This window comes from Dactylosporangium darangshiense (assembly GCF_039537565.1).
Lineage (GTDB): Bacteria > Actinomycetota > Actinomycetes > Mycobacteriales > Micromonosporaceae > Dactylosporangium > Dactylosporangium darangshiense.
Map to the genome: position 1 here is coordinate 593,765 of NZ_BAABAT010000003.1, position 18,385 is coordinate 612,149.

General features: G+C 74.3%; 19 protein-coding genes and 1 pseudogene. 14 read left to right on the forward strand and 6 right to left on the reverse strand.

The features are described 5' to 3' along the window. Positions 1-4 precede the first annotated feature (4 nt). From ABD901_RS09475 to ABD901_RS09500, 6 genes are all read left to right on the forward strand, one after another. Positions 5-424, forward strand: a complete 420-nt coding sequence (locus ABD901_RS09475; protein ID WP_345123422.1) for a hypothetical protein — start codon at positions 5-7, stop codon at positions 422-424. A gap of 38 nt (positions 425-462) precedes the next feature. Further along, on the forward strand, positions 463-804 hold the full coding sequence (locus ABD901_RS09480) for a hypothetical protein (protein ID WP_345123425.1): 342 nt from the start codon (positions 463-465) through the stop codon (positions 802-804). Positions 805-813: 9 nt separating this feature from the next. Continuing rightward, on the forward strand, positions 814-2,289 hold the full coding sequence (locus ABD901_RS09485; RefSeq protein WP_425556670.1) for a DUF7782 domain-containing protein: 1,476 nt from the start codon (positions 814-816) through the stop codon (positions 2,287-2,289). Next, the gene (dtd, locus tag ABD901_RS09490; RefSeq protein ID WP_345123430.1) at positions 2,289-2,711 is read left to right on the forward strand and encodes a D-aminoacyl-tRNA deacylase; all 423 of its coding nucleotides are present in this window, start codon (positions 2,289-2,291) and stop codon (positions 2,709-2,711) included. The genes ABD901_RS09485 and dtd overlap by 1 nt, the downstream gene beginning before the upstream one ends. Positions 2,712-2,828: 117 nt before the next feature. After that, positions 2,829-3,836: an RNA polymerase sigma factor SigB gene (gene sigB / locus ABD901_RS09495; protein ID WP_345123431.1), complete on the forward strand. Its 1,008-nt coding sequence runs from the start codon at positions 2,829-2,831 to the stop codon at positions 3,834-3,836. Positions 3,837-3,897: 61 nt separating this feature from the next. Beyond that, positions 3,898-4,404, forward strand: coding sequence for a DUF2004 domain-containing protein (locus tag ABD901_RS09500; RefSeq protein ID WP_345123433.1), 507 nt, complete (start codon positions 3,898-3,900; stop codon positions 4,402-4,404). Between the two features lie 510 nt (positions 4,405-4,914). Here ABD901_RS09500 and ABD901_RS09505 read toward each other — a convergent pair. Next, on the reverse strand, positions 4,915-6,231 hold the full coding sequence (locus ABD901_RS09505; protein WP_345123435.1) for a hypothetical protein: 1,317 nt from the start codon (positions 6,229-6,231) through the stop codon (positions 4,915-4,917). A 208-nt stretch (positions 6,232-6,439) separates the two neighbouring features. After that, positions 6,440-6,697: pseudogene (locus tag ABD901_RS58990) on the reverse strand (RNA polymerase sigma factor); the annotation flags it as partial. Between the two features lie 31 nt (positions 6,698-6,728). Between ABD901_RS58990 and ABD901_RS09510 the strand changes: the two are divergent. Both ABD901_RS09510 and ABD901_RS09515 read left to right on the forward strand, forming a co-directional pair. Then, positions 6,729-7,538: a sulfurtransferase gene (locus ABD901_RS09510; RefSeq protein ID WP_345123437.1), complete on the forward strand. Its 810-nt coding sequence runs from the start codon at positions 6,729-6,731 to the stop codon at positions 7,536-7,538. Positions 7,539-7,579: 41 nt separating this feature from the next. Next, the gene (locus ABD901_RS09515; RefSeq protein WP_345123607.1) at positions 7,580-8,710 is read left to right on the forward strand and encodes an acetoin utilization protein AcuC; all 1,131 of its coding nucleotides are present in this window, start codon (positions 7,580-7,582) and stop codon (positions 8,708-8,710) included. 7 nt (positions 8,711-8,717) lie between these two features. Here the strand turns inward: ABD901_RS09515 and ABD901_RS09520 are convergent, their stop codons facing one another. Continuing rightward, positions 8,718-9,116: a hypothetical protein gene (locus tag ABD901_RS09520; protein WP_345123439.1), complete on the reverse strand. Its 399-nt coding sequence runs from the start codon at positions 9,114-9,116 to the stop codon at positions 8,718-8,720. Between the two features lie 83 nt (positions 9,117-9,199). Between ABD901_RS09520 and ABD901_RS09525 the strand changes: the two genes are divergently transcribed. After that, entirely contained in the window at positions 9,200-9,667 is a 468-nt protein-coding gene (locus ABD901_RS09525; protein WP_345123441.1) for a MarR family winged helix-turn-helix transcriptional regulator, read from the forward strand. 18 nt (positions 9,668-9,685) lie between these two features. Here ABD901_RS09525 and ABD901_RS09530 read toward each other — a convergent pair whose 3' ends face one another. Next, positions 9,686-9,958 carry a DivIVA domain-containing protein gene (locus ABD901_RS09530; protein ID WP_345123443.1) on the reverse strand — a complete coding sequence of 91 codons (273 nt, stop codon included), beginning with the start codon at positions 9,956-9,958 and terminating at the stop codon, positions 9,686-9,688. Positions 9,959-9,997: 39 nt separating this feature from the next. On the opposite strand from ABD901_RS09530, the gene ABD901_RS09535 reads away from it, so the two are divergent. Both ABD901_RS09535 and ABD901_RS09540 read left to right on the forward strand, forming a co-directional pair. Next, positions 9,998-12,607, forward strand: a complete 2,610-nt coding sequence (locus ABD901_RS09535; RefSeq protein WP_345123445.1) for a bifunctional acetate--CoA ligase family protein/GNAT family N-acetyltransferase — start codon at positions 9,998-10,000, stop codon at positions 12,605-12,607. Positions 12,608-12,676: 69 nt separating this feature from the next. Next, a complete protein-coding gene (locus ABD901_RS09540) occupies positions 12,677-13,243 on the forward strand; it encodes a dihydrofolate reductase family protein (protein WP_345123447.1) in 567 nt (188 codons plus the stop codon). On the opposite strand, the gene ABD901_RS09545 is transcribed toward ABD901_RS09540, so the two are convergent. Next, positions 13,218-15,482, reverse strand: coding sequence for a translocation/assembly module TamB domain-containing protein (locus ABD901_RS09545; RefSeq protein WP_345123449.1), 2,265 nt, complete (start codon positions 15,480-15,482; stop codon positions 13,218-13,220). The two genes, ABD901_RS09540 and ABD901_RS09545, sit on opposite strands and share 26 nt — an antisense overlap. Before the next feature lie 329 nt (positions 15,483-15,811). On the opposite strand from ABD901_RS09545, the gene ABD901_RS09550 reads away from it, so the two are divergent. Genes ABD901_RS09550 through ABD901_RS09560 form a run of 3 tightly spaced genes read left to right on the forward strand, consistent with a single transcriptional unit; the run spans position 15,812 to position 17,856 of the window. After that, a complete protein-coding gene (locus ABD901_RS09550; protein WP_345123609.1) occupies positions 15,812-16,489 on the forward strand; it encodes an iron-dependent transcriptional repressor DtxR in 678 nt (225 codons plus the stop codon). Between the two features lie 10 nt (positions 16,490-16,499). Then, entirely contained in the window at positions 16,500-16,880 is a 381-nt protein-coding gene (locus ABD901_RS09555) for a winged helix-turn-helix transcriptional regulator (protein WP_345123451.1), read from the forward strand. A gap of 19 nt (positions 16,881-16,899) precedes the next feature. Continuing rightward, the gene (locus tag ABD901_RS09560; RefSeq protein WP_345123454.1) at positions 16,900-17,856 is read left to right on the forward strand and encodes a hypothetical protein; all 957 of its coding nucleotides are present in this window, start codon (positions 16,900-16,902) and stop codon (positions 17,854-17,856) included. Here ABD901_RS09560 and ABD901_RS09565 read toward each other — a convergent pair. Further along, the gene (locus ABD901_RS09565; protein ID WP_345123456.1) at positions 17,843-18,379 is read right to left on the reverse strand and encodes a hypothetical protein; all 537 of its coding nucleotides are present in this window, start codon (positions 18,377-18,379) and stop codon (positions 17,843-17,845) included. The genes ABD901_RS09560 and ABD901_RS09565 overlap by 14 nt on opposite strands. Positions 18,380-18,385: the final 6 nt, after the last annotated feature.

Sequence of the window (18,385 nt, forward strand, 5' to 3'; positions counted from 1 at the left end):
TGGGGTGAAATACACACTCCTCGCTGTCTTCGCCGGGGCGGCCGCCACCCTTGCGGCCTGCTCCGGCGGATCACCCCGGCCCGCCGCCCCGGTCGTGCCCACTCCCGACCAGACGTCCCTGCTGCCGCAGACCGGGCCGGCGCCGCTCAAGCCCGGCGCGTCCCCGCCCAGCGGGTGCCCGGTCGACGCGGCCGCCCTCGAGAAGGCCCTCACCGCGAACGGCGAGGCGGCGGCCGCCGTCCAGCTGGGCAAGGGGCTCACCGACGTCAGCTGCGCGCAGGGCTGGGCCACCGCGCGCACCGAGGGCGACCGGGCGGTGATCCTGTTCCAGTTCGTCACCGCGCAGCAGCGCTGGGCGTTCGTCGGCCTCAAGTGCGAGCAGGCGCCGGCGGAGGTCCGCAAGCAGCTGCAGAACTGCGGCTGAGCATTGGCAGAACGTCCTGCTTTATGGTCATATTGAGCATGGAGCGTGAAGCACTGCTCCGGCTCCTCGCCGAGGAGCCCGGAGCGGCCTTCGAGGCGTGCCGCGCGGCGATCCGCGCCGGCGCCGAATACGTGGTGTGGGACCACACGCTGCCCGCCGACCAGCTCGCCCGCAGCTACGCGCGCCGCGCGCAGCACATGGCGAAGATCGGCAACCCGATGCTCGGCAGTGCCGAGGCGATCGCCGAGCTCGAGACCTCCGGCGACCGGCCCCTGCGGGTCGGCGAGGCCAAGATCGAAAATCCGCCGACGCACTTCCAGCTCTTCCTGACCGAGGACGCGTCCCGGGTCGTGGCCTGCATAGGCATCGACCAACGCTGAAGTACCAGGATGTTCGGTGTGGACGCACTGCTGGACACCACCGCACTGGCCCGGCTCCGCGAGGCGCTCGCCTCGGCGGGGTACACCTCGGACGGCATCAAGAACCACCTCGGCGAGGACGCCGCGGCGGCGTGCGCGCGCAACGACTTCCGCGCCGCGCTGCGCGTCACCGAGGCGCAGGGCGGCCCCCTCGCGACCCTGATCCGGCTGTTCGTCTGCGGGCAGACCGAGCCGGTCGACCGGGTCGCCGCCGCGCTCGCCCCGCTGCCGCTGCAGGACGCCGCTGCGCTGCTGGAGGCCGACGGCGACGGGCTGCGGGCCGCAATCGAGCTGGAGCCGTACGGCGACTGGTGGGTCGTCGCCGACCTCTCCGCCGGCATGCGCCCCGGCCGCCCGCTGCCCGGCGACCACGTCCTGGGCATCGGCGGCGCCTCCACCACCCTCGCCGCCGCCACGCTGCGCCGCCCGGTCGGCACCGCGCTCGACCTCGGCACCGGCTGCGGCGTGCAGGCCCTGCACCTGTCCACCCACGCGCAGCGGGTGACCGCCACCGACGTGCTGCCGCGGGCCCTGCGCTTCGCGGCCACCACCGCCGCACTCAACGGCCTGGACTGGGAGCTGCTGCGCGGCGACCTCACCGAGCCCGTCGCCGGACGCCGCTTCGACCTGGTCGTGAGCAACCCGCCGTTCGTGGCCGGGCCCGGCACCACCGCGCACACCTATCGCGACTCGGGCCGCCCGGGCGATGCCGTCTGCGCCGAGCTCGTCGCCGCCGCGCCCGGGCTGCTCGCCGACGGCGGGCACATGCAGTTCCTGGCCAACTGGCTGCACGTGGGCGGCGAGGACTGGCGGGACCGCGTCAACGACTGGCTCGCCGGCACGGGCCTGGACGCCTGGGTGATCCAGCGCGAGGTGTCCGACCCCCTCGCGTACGTCAACCTGTGGCTCGCCGACGCCTCCGAGGACCCGGCGAGCCAGCCGGCCCTGGCCGCGGCATGGCTGGACTGGTTCGACGCGCAGAAGGTCGACGCGGTCGGCTTCGGCCTGATCACCCTGCGCGCCGCCGGGCACGAGGACCCCACCGTGCGCATCGAGGACCTGCGCCAGGGCGTCGACGGCGCGCTCGGCCCGCTCATCGGCGACTGGTTCGACCGGCAGGACTTCCTGCGCCGCGCCGACCTGCTGTCCAGTCGCCTGGCCGCCGCGCCCGGGCTGCGGCTGCGCCAGGAGGCCGGGCTCGGCGCGGAGGGCTGGGAGGTGGAGCGGCAGCTGCTGGTCCTGCCCGACGGGCTGCGGTGGATCGAGGAGGTCGACCCGGTCGCCCTGACGCTCATCGGCGCGTGCGACGGCTCGGTCACCCTGCAGGCACAGGTGGATCTTCTGGCGGCCGCGCATGGTGTACCCCCTGAGGTGCTCGCCGACGTCGCGGTCCCGCTGGTCTCGCACCTCGTCGAGCGCGGCATCCTGCTGCCGGCACCCGCCTGATGCGGGCGCTGGTGCAGACCGTCAGCCGCGCCAGCGTGACGGTCGACGGCGAGGTGGTCGGCGCGATCGAGGACGGCCTGCTGGTCCTCGTCGGCGTCACCCACTCGGACACTCCGGAAATTTCCGGAACACTGGCCCGGAAGGTGCACGAGCTGCGCATCCTCGACGACGAACAATCGGCCGCCGACACCGGCGCGCCACTGCTCGTTGTCTCGCAGTTCACCTTGTACGGCGACGCACGCAAGGGCCGGCGACCGACGTGGATCGCCGCGGCCCGTCCGGAGGCCGCCGAACCCCTCATCGAGGACTTCTGCACCGCCCTGCGAAGCCGGGGCGCAACGGTCGAAACCGGGCGATTTCGCACCCACATGCTCGTCGAGAGCGTGAACGTGGGACCGCGGACGGTGTTGCTGGAGATCTGAGACTCACGGTTTCGTGCCACGGCGACGTCGCCTCACCGCCACTTCACGCCCGCTCAGCGAAGCTACTTCTCGCAGGAATGATCGCGCCACTTGTCAAACCACGGGAGGCGAGCGAAAGTGGCCCAGCCGCTGAGCGACACCACGGAGTTCAACGCCGTCGACGTTGAGGCCGACGACCAGCACGAGCAGGAGCACGGCGCACTCGACAACACGGGCGTCTCAGCGGATCTGGTTCGCGCATACCTCAACACCATCGGCCGCACCAAGCTGCTGACCGCCGAGCAGGAGGTCGACCTCTCCAAGAAGATCGAGGCCGGCCTGTACGCCGAGGAGAAGCTCTCCACCGGCATGGTCCACCCGGCCTGGATGAACACGTACGAGATCGTGGTCCGCGAGGGGCGCGCCGCCAAGGCCCACCTGCTCGAGGCGAACCTTCGCCTGGTCGTGAGCATCGCCAAGCGGTACACCGGCCGCGGCATGGCCTTCCTGGACCTCATCCAGGAGGGCAACCTCGGCCTCATCCGCGCCGTCGAGAAGTTCGACTACACCAAGGGCTACAAGTTCTCCACCTACGCCACCTGGTGGATCCGCCAGGCCATCACCCGCGCCATGGCCGACCAGGCCCGCACCATCCGCATCCCGGTGCACATGGTCGAGCAGGTCAACCGCATGGTCCGCGTTCGCCGCGACCTCGCCGCCACCCTGGGCCGCGAGCCCGTCGTCGCCGAGATTGCCGCGGCACTGGGCATCGAGGAGTACCAGGTCATCGAGCTGATCTCCTACGACCGCGAGCCCGTCAGCCTCGACCAGGCCGTCGGCGAGGACGGCGAGAGCGCCCTCGGCGACTTCGTGGCCCGCATCGACCCGCGCGAGGAGCCGGGCGACAGCGTCTCCCAGGGCATGCTGCGCTCCGAGGTGGAGATCGTCCTGTCCACCCTCTCCCAGCGCGAGCAGGCCGTGATCCGCCTGCGCTTCGGCCTCGACGACGGCCGCCAGCGCACCCTCGACGAGGTCGGCCGCGAGTTCGGCCTGTCGCGCGAGCGCATCCGCCAGATCGAGAAGGTCACGCTGCTCAAGCTGCGCCACCCGTCGCGCGCCAAGCGCCTCGAGGCCTACGCCAGCTGAGCTCCTCATAGCGATACGGCCGCCCTCCGGGGCGGCCTTTCGCGTCTCTACGATCGTCCCCATGCCCCAGACGGTGACAAACGAGACGATCGGCACCATCACGTACGAGCCCGCCGACCCGGAGTGCTCCTGGGAGACCACGCTCCCCTTCGCCGCCCGCGAGGTCGTCCTCAACGTCTGGTTCGACGGCGCCACGATGACACCGACCCGCCTGGCTTCCGTCTCCCGCTTCCCCGCGCAGCTCCCGTTCTTCGACACCACGGCCCGCGCCGCGATGCACGACGACTGGCCGGCCTCGGACTCGACGGTCCGCGACTACCTGGCCCACCACGTGGACGACCTGGACGACGATGCCTGCTCCGCCGCCCTCGGCACCTCCGACCCGTCGTCACTGGACGCGGCGTCGTTCATCGCCCGCCTGCACCTGGTGCGCATCGGCCTGTACCCGGACGCCCCCGCCCACAACGCGGTCTTCGACTACACGACGGGCCGCGAGCTGACGGACAACCTGATCGCCGTCAAGTTCGACACCACCGGCACCCTGATGGAGATCGCCATGGAGAGCTGACCAGCTCGAACCCGTGCAGCCCGCCCGAGCCGCCGGCACAGGCAACGGCAACCCTCGTGCCGGAGCGCGGGTCCCAGACGCGCAAGGTTCCACCCTCATCGGTGCTGGCGAGCCAGGACCCGTCCGGCGCCGCGGCACCGCTCGGCCGCGCTGCTGCGGGTCGTCGAGGTCGAGGCCCGCCGGGCCCCCCACCGCGAGGCGCTCGGCGACCTGGGTGAGGGCCCAGGCGGCCGTGGCGCCATAGTCCTCGACCTGGGCGCCGGTGGTGTGCTCGCCGATCGTGCCCCACAGCAGGCCGCCCGGGAAGCGGGCGCGGACGCGCGGCTTTTGGCCGAGCCAGGCGGCCAGGCTCGACTTGCCGAAGCCGTTGGTGCCGTGCAAACCAGCGATCGCGACCGGGCCACCGCCGTCGGCGGCGCAGACCAGGTCCAGCAGCGCGGCGGCCGGCTCGGGCCCGGTCACGCCCCGGCGGCGGCGGGGCGCGGAACGCCGCCCGCCGAACCGGTGACGTCAGATGGCCAGGGCGCCCGGAGTGCTGGGCTCGGCGAGGCCGCAAGGGGTCAGCGCGAGCACGGCCCGGCCCGCGACGGTGGTGTGCGGGCCGAGCGCCGACGGGTCGACCGACAAGCGCGCCGCGAGCGTCGTGGCGTGGGCCTGGGCGGGCAGGGTGCGCTGAATCTCGCGGAACCGCTCCGCGATCCCCTCGCGCGGTACCCCCTCGAAGGCCTCCATCGGAAAGGCGCTGATGTGCGGCAGGCGCAGGCCCGCCTCGGCCGGGTGAGGTTCGCCGGTCTGGTCGCCGGGCTCGAAGGCGTCGTAGAACCGGATGACCTCGCCGTCCTCGGCGAGGCACCAGGCGGTCCAGCCGTCGCCGCAGCTGGCGCCGTAGCAGTGCGCCGCGCCGAAGCGGGCGCTCAGCGCGGCGCAGCGGGCGCGGACCTCGTCGCGCCAGACCGTCTCGCTGTCGGCCGGGGCGGCGTGCGCGACGGCGGGGATCTTGCCGAAGACCAGCGTCCAGCCGTCCAGGGCCGGCGTGACGTACGTGCGCCGGCACTCGGCGTGCGGGACGGACGACCAGCCGTGGTGGTCGCGGGTCCAGGCCGACCCGCCGAGGCGCATCGTCACCGCCCGCGGCTCGGCGAGCCCGAACGCGTCGAGCACGGCGGGCTGGTCGGCGGTCGGCACGGCGAACCAGGAGCCGCACAGGTGCATCGGCGCGGGCGCCTCGCGCGCGGCCTTGATCTCGATGAGCCGCGCGACTGCGCGCCGGTCGGCCTCGTCCAACGCGTCCCACCCGCCGACGTCGGCGAGGGTGGTGAGCGCCGCAGTCCGCCGCCGCCCCGTTCCCCGCCGGATTTCCCGCAGCATCGGTACCGCGAGCCACCCCGCCGCCTCGATCGCCAGCCGGGCCCGTCGCCGCACGGCCTCGTCCGGGTCGTCGAGAACCCCGGCGAGCGCCGGCAGGTACGGCTCGACGTCCGCCCGCAGATCCTGCAGCGCGGAGGCGGCGCTCTCGCGCACCCGCGGCGCGGGGTGGCTCAGCAGCGCCGCGAACCGCCCGCCGTCGGCGACCCGGAGCCCGCCGAGCGTCGACGAGCACCGCCGCGCCACCTCGGTCGTCGCGGCGGCGGCCAGCGCACCGACGAGGGGCTCGAGCGCCGGTTCACCGATGCGTTGCAGCACCAGCGCCGCCGTGCTCCACTCGACCGGGGAGCGCTCGTCGCACAGCACCGCGAGCACCGGGCCGACCGCCGCCTCCCCCATTGCGACGAGCCGGTCCGAGGCGCGCTGCCGGTCCTCGCCGGCGAGGTCCTCCACCAGCTCCATCCGTGTATCTCCTTACGCGGCCACGAACTCGTACGTGGTGAGTCGCTGCTCCTGGATGCGGCCCGCGCCACGGTAGTCCACCTGCAGCGAGCCGCCGGCCCATCACGGCCGCGTCGGCCCGGTCCACCGCCCATTCGGCGACATCGGCCACGAGCGGGTCCCGCCCGGTTCGCGCCAGGACGCGCAGCGCCCGCACGTCGGTGCGCCGGTGCCGGTGCAGCAGGTTGGTCGCGATGCCGTACAGCCAGGCCCGCACCGGCCCGTCGCCGAGCCGATCCCGCCGCTCGTACACGATGAGGAACGTCTCGGCGACGATGTCCTCCGCGAGGCTCACCCCGACGCGGCCCGCACAGTAGCGGCGCAGCTCGGCCCGTACCGGTCGAACAGGTCCCCGACGTCCGCGGGCCCCCGTCCGGATCGGCCATGATGTGCAACATACCGATGACTGCCCGCAGCCCCGCCTCATGTTCCGCCGGCGCGTGCGACAAGATTGGGGCGTGACAGGCAATCGGGCGATCCTGGGTGTCGCCGCGCTCGCTGAGCTGATCAAGGGTGATGAGCCGCCGACGCTGCTCGATGTCCGTTGGAGTCTCGCCAAGGACGGGCGGGTCGCATACGCGGCCGGGCATCTGCCCGGTGCGGTGTTCGCGGACCTCGATGAGGACCTCTGCGGTGCGCCGGGAGACGGTGGGCGGCATCCGCTGCCCGAGCCCGCGGCGCTCGAGGCGGCGCTGCGGCGGCTCGGGGTGAGCGGCGGGCGGCCGGTCGTGGTGTACGACGGCGGCGGGCCCAACCCCTCCGGCGCGGCCGCCCGGGCCTGGTGGACGCTGCGATGGGCCGGCGTCGAGGACGTCCGCGTGCTCGACGGCGGATTCGCCGCCTGGGTCGCCGCGGGCCTGGCCACGACCGCCGACGTTCCCGAGCCGGTGCCGGGGGACGTCGACGTGCGGCCCGGCGGGATGCCGGTGTGGACCGCGGACGAGGCCGCCGATCCGGGCAATGTGCTCCTCGATGCCAGGATTGCGCAGCGGTACCGCGGGGAGATCGAACCCGTCGATCCCGTCGCGGGGCATATCCCGGGTGCGCTGAACCTGCCCGCGGCCCAGACGGTCGACGAGCACGGGTTCCTGCGGGCCGTCGAGGTCGGAGGGGAGCGCATCGGGGCCTACTGCGGGTCCGGCGTCACCGCCGCTCAGCTGGTGCTCGCGCTCTACGAACAGGGCACACCGGCGGCGCTGTACGTGGGGTCCTGGAGCCACTGGATCACCGATCCCGGTCGTACCGTCGCGAAGGGCGACGGCTCGTGAGCACGCTGGTGGTGTGGGACGAACGGCTCCTGGGGTACGACATGGGGGATCATCCGCTCGATCCCGTGCGCGTGGAGCTGACCATGGCGCTCGCGCGGCAGCTGGGGGTGCTCGACCGGCCGGGCGTGGCGGTGGAGCGGGCCGAGGCGGCGACCGACGAGATGCTCGCCACCGTGCACGATCCGGACTACATCGCGGTGGTGAAGGCGGCCTCCACCGGGCGGCGCGTCGCGCTCATGGGGCTCGGGACGACCGACAATCCGACGTTCGCGGGGATGCACGAGGCGAGCGCGCTGATCGCGGGTGCGACGCGGCGGGCCGCCGAGGCGGTGTGGCGCGGCGAGGCCGGGCGGGCGGTCAGCATCTCCGGCGGGCTGCACCACGCCATGCCGGGGCGGGCGTCCGGGTTCTGCGTGTACAACGACCCCGCCGTGGCGATCAAGCGGGTGCTCGATCTCGGCGCGGAGCGGGTCGCCTACGTGGACATCGACGTGCACCACGGCGACGGGGTGCAGGAGATCTTCTACGACGACCCGCGGGTGCTCACGATCAGCCTGCACGAGTCGCCGCGCACGCTGTTCCCGGGGACCGGGTTTCCGGACGAGACCGGCGGGCCGGGCGCGCCCGGGTCGGCGGTCAACGTGGCGCTGCCGCCCGGGACGGACGACGCGCTGTGGCTTCGAGCCTTCCACGCCGTGGTACCAGGGGTGCTGCGGGCCTTTTCGCCCCAGCTGCTCTTCACGCAGTGCGGCGCCGACACGTACCGCCACGACCCCCTCGCCAACCTCTGGCTCACCGTCGACGGGCAGCGCGCGGCGTACCTCGCCCTGCGCGACCTCGCCGAGGAGGTCGCGGGCGGCCGGTGGGTGGCCAGCGGCGGGGGCGGGTACGCGCTGGTCGAGTGCGTGCCGCGGGCCTGGACCCACCTGCTGGCGGTGCTGACCGGCGAGCCGCTCGACCCGGCGCTGCCGATACCGCAGGACTGGCTGGACCTGGCCACGGCGCGCCGGCCGGACCATCCGCTGCCCGAGACCATGACCGACGGCGGCTCGACCGACTGGACGCCGTGGATACCGGGCGACACGCCCTCGCAGGTCGACCGGGCGATCATGGCGACCCGCAACGCCGTGTTCCCGTTCTTCGGCCTCGACCCGCACGACCCGCGCGACTGACCCGCGGCTACAGGCGGTCGGCCGCGGCGGTCAGGGCGGCGGCGTCGAAGCTGCCCGTCGGCAGGGTGGCGGCCAGCCGGTACCGCTCCTCGCCCTGCGCGTCGATGAGCACCGTCCCGCTGTGCTGGACAAGCAGCGTCCGGTCCAGCCCGGCGGAGCGGTGCGCGGCCGCGCCCGCCGACGACACGACCGGCAGCGCGCCCGCGACGCGCCGCACCCGCTCGGCCTCGGCCGGCCCGCCGGGGACCACCACGGCCACGGCCACGCCGCGGCCGGGCAGGTCCAGCCCGGCCAGCGCCCGCACGTGACGCAGGCAGATCGCGCAGTTGCCAGCGCGCATGAAGAACAGCGCCAGGCCCTTGGCGTCGCCGCGCAGCGCGGCCACGTCCACCCCCTGGATGTCCATGTGCACCCCCAAAACTAGGTAACTCGATTACGCAAATTAGATACGTAATCGAGTTACCTAGTCAAGGTCTGTAGGGTCATCGCATGAGTGCGCGGACCGAGGCCGATCTGGGGATGCTGCTCGCCGTGTGCTGCGAGCGCATGGTGCGCGAGGTCCTCGGTGAGCTCGCCGGCGCCGGGTACGGGCACCTCACCCCGTCGCAGTCGCTCGCAGTGCTGTTCATCGGCGACGGGCTGGACACCGTCACGCAGCTCGCCGACCGGCTGGGGATGACCACGCAGGCGATCAGCAAGATCTGCGCGACGCTGGTGGCGGAGGGGCTGCTCGAGCGGCAGCCGAACGAGGGCGACGCGCGCAGCCGGCGGCTCACCCTCACCGCCGAGGGGGTGCGCGCCGTCGAGGCCATGCGGGCGGCGGGGGCCGCGGCCGAGCGGCAGTGGCTGGACCTGGTCGGCGCCGAGACCCTGAGCGTCGTGCGCGGGGCCCTGACGGCCTTCGCGTTCGCGCCGCAGCCCGCCGCGACGAGCCCGGTCCGGATCAGGTTCTCGTGAGGAGCATGTCCGGAGGGCCTAGCCGCGGACGACGGCCGCTTCGAGGCGGGTCAGGCGCTGCTTGATGCGGTCCAGTTCCGCGAGCATCTCGGTCTCCGCCGCCTTGGACGTGCCGAAGGAGGCGGGCTGCAGCGCCGCGTCGCGCAGCGAGGCGATCTCGTCCTGCAGGGCGGCCAGTGTCCGGGCGACCACGTCGAGGAACTGGTCGACCTCGTCCTCGTCGTACCCGCGCTTGCCGAAGGGCGCCTTGGCAAACCGGAGGGCCTTGACATCCGCCGGGGTCAGCATCATGCGAGACACCGTAACGCAATCGAGTGGGAAACTATGCGGGTGAACGACGTTTCGGCCAGGGCGGCCGACGTGCTGCTGTCGGACGGGACCACCGTCCACTTGCGACCGATCCGGCCCGACGACGCGGAGCGCATCGTCGCGCTGCACTCCCGGTTCTCCGAGCGCACGCGCTACCTGCGCTACTTCGCGGCGTACCCGCGGATCCCGCAGCGCGACCTGGACCGTTTCGTCAACGTCGACCACCACGACCGCGAGGCGTTCGTGGTGGAGCACGCCGGCGAGCTGATCGCGGTCGGCCGCTACGAGCGGCTCGGCGCGGGCTCCCACCAGGCCGAGGTCGCGTTCGTCGTCGAGGACGCGCACCAGGGCCGGGGCATCGGCTCGGTGCTGATCGAGCACCTCGTCGCCGCGGCGGACGCCGAGGGCATCACCGAGTTCGAGGCCGACGTGCTGCCGGTGAACCAAGCGATGCTGCGCGTGTTCATGGCCGCCGGCTTCCACATCGAGCGCCAGTTCGCCGACGGCGTCGTGCACCTGTGGTTCCCGATCGCCGCCACCCCCGACTCGCTGCGCGTGCAGCAGGCCCGCGAGCAGCACGCCGAGGCCCGCTCGATCGCCCGGCTGCTCAACCCGCGCGGCGTGGCCGTCTACGGCGCCCGCTCGGGCGGCTCCGGCATCGGCGCCGCGCTCCTGGCGCACCTCAAGGCGGCCGGCTTCGCCGGCAACCTGGTCCCGGTCCACCCGTCCGCCCCGGTGGTCGGTGGCCTGCCCGCCGTCACGTCTCTGCGCGGTACCGCGGGAATCGACCTCGCCGTCGTCGCCGTGCCCGCCGACGCGGTGCCCGCCGTCGTCGCCGACTGCGCCGCGGCCGGCGTCCACGGCCTGGTGGTCGTCTCGGCCGGCTTCGCCGAGTCCGGGCCGGCCGGCGCCGAGGCGCAGGCGGCGCTGCTGCGGGCCGTGCGCGAGCACGGCATGCGCCTCGTCGGCCCCAACTGCCTCGGCGTCGCGAACACCGACCCGGGCGTGCGGCTCAACGCCACCCTCGCGCCGCTGCTGCCGCGCGCCGGGCGGGTCGGGTTCTTCAGCCAGTCCGCGGCCCTGGGCACCGCCCTGCTCGCCGAGGCCGACCGGCGCGGCCTCGGGCTGTCGACGTTCGTGTCCGCCGGCAACCGCGCCGACGTGTCCGGCAACGACGCGCTGCAGTACTGGCGCGAGGACCCGCAGACCGACGCCGTGCTGCTGTACCTGGAGACCTTCGGCAACCCGCGCAAGTTCGCCCGGATCGCCCGCGAGCTGGCCCGCCGCAAGCCGGTCGCCGCGGTGGCGAGCCCGGTGCGCCCGCCGGCCCTGGACGCCGTCACGGTCGGCCCCGACGCCCGCGGCGTGGCGGCGCTCTTCGCCAGCTCCGGCGTGATCCGGGTGGACACCGTCGGCGAGCTGTTCGACGTGGGCCTGCTCATCGCCGGCCGCCCCCTGCCCGCCGGTGACCGCGTCGCCGTGGTCACCAACGCCGCCGCCCTCGGCGTGCTCACCGTCGCCAAGGCGCCCGCCGCCGGGCTGCGCGTCGCGGACGGGTACCCCCTCGATCTCGGCCCCGCCGTGTCCGACGTCGACTTCGTCCGGGCCGTGCACGCCGCCCTCGACGACGAGCGGGCCGACGTCGTGCTCGCCGCGTACGCGCCCGCGCTCGCCGAGGACGACAAGCTCGGCGTCGCCGAGCTGCTGCGCGTGTCCACGGCTGGCGCGCCGCGCCCGATCGCCGTCGTCATGCCCGCCGACCCGTCGTTCACGGTCGCGCCCACCTACGGCGACGCCGACCCGCCCGCCCTGCCGCTGTTCCCGGCCATCGAGGAGGCGGTCCGCGCGCTCGGCCGCGTCGCCCGCTACGCCGCCTGGCGCCGCGAGCCCGTCGGCGCGCTGCCCGCCCTGACCGGCGTCGACACCGCCCGCGGGACCGAGATCGCCGCCCGGCTCGCCGAGGCCGGCGCCGGCGAGCACGGCGAGGCCGACGAGCTGCTCGCCGCCTACGGCATCCCGGTCGTGCCGTCGCGCTGGGCCGCCGGCGAGCGGGTCGCCGAGGTCGCCGCGCAGGTCGGCTACCCGGTCGCCCTCAAGGTCGCCACGAAGCCCTGGCGGCACCGCATCGACCTGGGCGCGGTCCGCCTCAGCCTCACCTCGGCGGCGGCGGTCGAGGAGGCGTACCGCGAGCTCGAGCGCCTGTTCGGCCTGGGTGTCGAGGTCGTCGTCCAGCCGATGGTCGCGCCCGGCGTCGCGTGCGTGGTCGAGGTCGTCGACGACCCCGCGTTCGGCCCGGTCGTCGGCTTCGGCCTCGGCGGCGAGGCGGCCGACCTGCTCGGCGACCGCGCCTGGCGCCCGGTCCCGCTCACCGACCGCGACGCCGCCTCGCTGGTCCGCGCGCCGCGCGCCGCGCCGCTGCTGACCGGCTACCGCGGCGCCGCCCCCGTCGACCTCGACGCCCTCGCCGACCTGCTGCTGCGCGTCGGCCGGCTGGTCGACGAGCAGCCGGCGCTGTCGGCGCTGACGCTCAACCCGGTGCTGGCCCGCCCGTCGGGCCTGGCGGTGCTGCACGCCAGCGCGGAGCTGGCACCGCACCAGCCACGCCCCGACAGCGGGCCGCGCCGCCTCTGACGGGCGGGCGCCCCCTTTGCCCGCCGGCCGGTGTCTGCACTGCGCAGAACCGACACGGAGGGGTACCGCATGCGAAAGCTCATCGTCTCGACCTACGCCACGCTCGACGGGCGCGTTGACGACCTGCAGGACTGGACCGTCCCGTACAACACCGAGGAGTCGGCGCAGTACCACGGCAAGCTGCTCGAGAACAGCGACGGCCTGGTGCTGGGCCGGCGCACCTACGAGGCGTTCGCCCACCTCTGGCCCGCGCGGGCCGGCGAGCTGCCCTACATCGACAAGATCAACGCCATGGCCAAGCACGTCGCGTCGACGACGCTCACCGACTTCGCCTGGGAGAACTCGCACCCGATCGCGGGCGACGCGGCCGAGGGCGTCGCCGCGCTCAAGCGGGCCGGGGGCCAGGACCTGGTCGTGTACGGCGGGCGTGACCTCATCGCGACGCTCGCCGGGCAGGGGCTCGTCGACGAGTGGCGCGTCCTGGTGCATCCGGTCCTGTTCGGCCGGGGCCGGGCGCTGCTGCCCGACGGCGGCGCGCGCACCGACGTCGAGCTGACCGGCTGCGAGCCGATGGCCTCGGGGGTCGTCGTGCTCACCTACCGCGCGGCGCCTACACGGACCGGGCGAATCTCGTGAACGACAACACGTACATCGTGCTCAGCACCCAGCCGGCGAGCGTGGCCAGGTTGAGCCACCACTCGGCGAGGCGGCCCAGGGGCGCGTGCGGGCTCGCGTACCAGGTGGAGCGCTGGCCCAGCGAGATCAGCGGCACGACGGTGTCGACGGCGTACAGGACCGGGTTGAAGCAGCGCACCTGACCGTCGCCGCACGCGTCGGCCCGCGGCGCCTGCGCGGACGGGGCGGCGTCGGCCCCCGCCGGGCCGGCGCCGGCCCCGTCTACGGTCACCACCCGCCCGTCGACGGCGTAGGCGTTGCCGCGCGGGTCGGTGGCCCGCAGCGTGTCCCGCACGCCCGGCACGTACAGCGACGCCGACACGGCGATGAGCAGCGCCAGCAGCAGCCACGCCGTGCGACCCGGCCGGTAGCCGTACCCGACGGCCCAGCCGTAGAGCGCGTCCAGCGCCGTGCGCGGGCGCAGCGGGTGGCGGCGGGCGGCGCGGCGCTCCCGGTGGCGGCGCTCGATCAGGATCGCCTCGGCGTCCGAGGTGTACCCGTGCTGGCGGAACACCCGCGCCAGCTGCTCGTAGGGCCCGGCGTCGTACTCCGCCTGCCGGGCCAGCCACCGCAGCCGGGCGGCCCGGTCCCAGCGCAGGTCCCCGAAGCGCTCGTACGTCATCCCGGACACGACGAACCGCTCCGGCCACTCGTCCGGCTCGTCGTCGAGCACGCTGACGGTCACGTTGCGGAAGTCCACGCTCGGCTCGATGCGCGCGCCGCGCAGATGCAGCCCGCCGCGCACGGTGACCCCGACGGCCTGCACGGCGTGCCCGCCGGGGTTCTCCGCCGACGGCCCCGGGCAGGCGAACCGCCCGCCCCGCAGGTTGAGCCGCCCTTCGACCACGCACCGGTTCAGCGCGATGAACCCGGTCGAGGAGAACCCGTCCACCAGCCGCACGGAGTTGCGCACGACGGCCTGCTGCAGGTTGATCGTGCGCTCGCCCGGGTTGTGCAGCGTCGCGCCGGTCGCGTCCAGGGTGCCGCCGATCGTCGCGCCCCGGAAGCTGAGGTACCCGCCCTCGGTCGTCAGGCGCCGCAGCTGTACCTCGCCCTCGATCGCCACCGCCCGCGCCGAGACCAGGCCCTGCTCCGGTACCGGCGACCGCAGCGTCACGCCCGACATGACCAGGTTGCCGTGGATGCGCGCGCCGGCCAGCCGCATCGAGCCTGCGACCGTCAGGCCGGGCTCCAGCGTCACGTGCGAGCGGACCTCGGCGCCGAGGAGCCCGAGCGCGAGCCGCCCGGGCGCGTCGATCGCGCAGTCGCCGCCGATCGTCACCGTGGTCAGGTCGCCGTACGACAGGTCGAGGCCGCCGTGCACCCGGCTCCCGCCCTCGACGCTCACAGCGCCGCTGACCGCCAGCCGCTGCGCGGACACGGCGGCCTGCCCGTCCGGCCCGCGCAGCACGGCGCCGCGGATCACGACCCGCCCGGCGACGCCGAGGTTGGCGGCCGCGACCTGCCCGTCGATGCGCGCGCGACCGGCGTCGCCGCGGTCGGCGTAGGAGGTCAGCAGCACGCTACCGCCGATCGACGCCTCCCCGAGGTCCAGCGCCACCTCGCCCGGGTCGTTCGGCCCGTCGTGGCGCGCGGCGGCGATGCGGGCCCCGGTCAGCTCCAGCGAGCCGCCGATGCCGGCACCCATCAGCCGGACGCATCCGGTCGCGACGAACCCGCCGGCGAGCCGGGCGTTGCCCGACACGCGGATCCGGTCGGCGACCAGCGCCCGGCCGCCGCCGGCGTCGATGGTCGTGGCGACGCAGAGCAGGCGGCGGCCCACCTCGGCGTCGCGCAGCCACACCGCCGCGGGCACCCGGCTGCCGCCGCCCGGGTGCGCGCCGGCGATCCGCGAGCCGGACAGGTCGAGGTCGCCGCGCACCCGCAGCCCGTCGGCGATCAGGCCCGGCAGCCGCGGCGAGCCGACGATCGCCAGGCCGCGCACGGAGGCGCCGGTCAGGTCGGGCGCCTCGTCGAACGAGCAGTCCGCGAAGGCGATCGGGAACTCGGCATCGAAGCCGGCGAGGTCCAGCCGCCCGCGCACGTGCACGCCGCGCAGCCGCAGGCCCCTCGGGTCGACGGTCCCGGCCGTGTCGAGGCAGCAGTCCCGCAGTACCGCCGCGTCGATGATCCCGCCGCGCAGCTCCCGCCCGTCGCGGCACGCGGCGAGCAGCGCCCGCCGCCGAGACCCGAACGCCACCGGCCCCCAATCCCCCGCATCGACCCGGCTCACATTCTAGGCGGCGCGCGCGATGAGGGCGGTCAGCGCCGAAGACGGGTCCGTGCTGAAGTGTGGCGATCGGCACAGCCCGGACCATTCCGGCTCGCGGCGGACTGACGGACATGTCGGTTTCGATGAGTCGTCGGATGACCGGGTAATCTCTATAGATGGCCAAGTCACCGACGCGCCTCGCGTTTGCGCTGGTCGGTTCGGCCCCGGACTAAACTGGCGCTACGCGGACGAGAGCGATATGGACATGGCGGCTGTGGCACCTGTGCGTAGTGCCCCGGACAAGGACGGTGGGACACATTAACGACCTGGTGGATACCACCGAGATGTACCTGAAGACGATCCTCGAGCTCGAGGAAGAGGGCGTCGTGCCCAAGCGCGCCCGCATCGCCGAGCGGCTGCACCAGAGCGGCCCGACCGTCAGCCAGACCGTCGCCCGCATGGAACGCGACGGGCTGCTCATCGTCGAGGGCGACCGCCACCTGGCCCTCACCGACCAGGGGCGCGAGCACGCGGTCGCGGTCATGCGCAAGCACCGCCTCGCCGAGCTGCTGCTCGTCAACGTCATCGGGCTGCCCTACGAGCAGGCCCACGAGGAGGCGTGCCGCTGGGAGCACGTCATGAGCGACGCCGTCGAGCACCGCGTCTACGAGCTGCTCGGGCGGCCCACGCGCTCGCCCTACGGCAACCCGATCCCCGGCCTGGAGGCACTGCCCGGCAGCGGCGCCTCCGAGGCGGCCGATCGGGAGCGCAACCTGGCGTTCCCGGGGCTGGCCGGCTCGGTCGTGGTGAGCCGGATCTGCGAGTCGGTGCAGACCGACGCCGACGTGCTGCGCCAGCTGCACACCGCCGGCATCGACCCGGGTGCGACCGTCACGGTGGCGCAGGAGCGCGACGGGGTCAGCATCGACCGCGAGGGCGAGCGGATCCGCCTGCCGCGGGAGGTCGCCTCGCGGGTCTTCGTCGCGGCGGCATAGCGCGAAGAGCATGTTTCCTCGCCGGCCGGACGACATGCCGGAGTGCGGGCCGCCGGCCTGCTCCGTCGAGGACGTCATCGACCGGGTCGGGTCCAAGTGGAGCGTGAGCATCCTGCTCGTCGCCTCCGATGGGCCCGTCCGGTTCTCCGGGCTCGAGCGGGCGATCCCCGGCATCAGCCGGCGGATGCTGACGCTCACGCTGCGCAACCTCGAGCGCGACGGGCTCGTCGTGCGGACCATCTTTCCGACCGTGCCGCCGCGGGTCGAGTACTCACTCACGCCGATGGCCGTCGAGCTGCAGGCCGCCCTCGTGGCGCTCGCCGGGTGGGCCCGCCTGCACCGGGGTGATATTGCGGATGCGCGCGCACGATACGACGAGCGGCCCGGTTGACCCTGCCTAGGTTGAGGCCGTGGGGATCGATCTTGCCTTCTGCGACGAGGACCTCGCCAAGGCGCTGACCGCGCTGGCCGACGACGGGGACGCGACCGCGGCGCTGGACCTGATCGCGGGCACTCCCGACGTACACCGGCGGGAGCAGGTCGTCAGCGTGCTCGGCGCCGGCGGGGTGCCGCGGCTGGAGCTGCTGCGGGAGCTGGCGCAGACACAGGCGTACCGGGGCGAGCGGTGGCTGCTGCTCGGCGCCACACTCTCCGCCGCGGCCTGGGGCGTGCGCGATGCGGCCGGCTCCAACAAACGCATCGACCGGCGCATCATCGCGCAGCAGGCGCTCGTCGCCGAGGCGCGCTCGGCGTTGCGGCAGGCGGCGCTGGTGGACCAGGACGACGCGGTGCCGTGGAGCGAGCTCGCCGGCGTCGTGATCGGGGCGCCGCTGCACGTCACCGAGCCCGCCGACGCGTTCAAGCGGGCCTGCGTCCTCGCGCCCGGCCTCTACCTCGCCCACGCCCGGCACCTCGTCGGGCACACGCGGCGGTGGTACGGCTCGCCCTACCGCGTGCTCGCCTTCGCCCGCGCCCGGGTGGCCGGCCGGCCGGACGGGCATCCGCTGCACGCCCTCGTCGCCCTCGCGCACATCGAGGGCTGCGTCGACGGTCTCCTGCGCGGCAACGTGCTCGGGCGAGCGTGGCGGGCATATCGGTACCTCGGCGACCCGGACGTCCTCCGTGAGACCGACGCCGCCGCGCGCCGGCTGCTCGCGGGCGGCGGCAGGTACGACGCGCACCCGTGGACGATGGCGGCGCACCAGGCCTTCGCCGCGCTCTACCACCAGGCCGGCGACGACGGGCGGGCCCGGCCGCACCTGCTGCGCGGCGGTGACCGCCCGACCGTGTGGCCGTGGCGCTACTTCGGCGACCCCGAGCGGCTGCTGTCCGCCGCCCGCCGCCGCGCGGGCCTCACAGGCTGCTGAGGTCGATCAGCTTCGCCAGCTCCACGACCTTCGGCACCGCCTCGGCGGCCTTGTCGTCGGCGGTGCCGGGCGCAAGGCGCAACGACAGCTCGATGATCCGCTTGTTGCCGGCCAGCCAGCCGACCTCCACGCCCGGGCCGGCCTTCTCGGTGGCCGGGGTCTGCATCTGGTACCCCGTGACGCCCAGACCCTCGACCGCGGTCGCGTCCTTCGGCTGGATCATCGAGCCGAACACGTCCTTGTCGATGGTCGTGGTGCTCACCGACAGCACCAGGTCGGGGTAACTGGCCCCGGCGGCCTGCAGCACGCAGCTGAACGTGTTGTCCTGCTGCGCCCCCGCGGCGACGCTGAGGTTCAGGCCCAGCTTCGCGTTGACCATGCCGAAGTCCAGCAGCCGGCAGGCGCCGCCGGCGTCGGCCGCCGGGGCGGTCGGGCCCTTGGCGGACGGGTTGGCGCCGGCGTCGTCGCAGCCCGCGACGAGCCCGGCGGTGAGGGCAAGGACGGCGAGCAGGACCCGGCGCACAGCGGG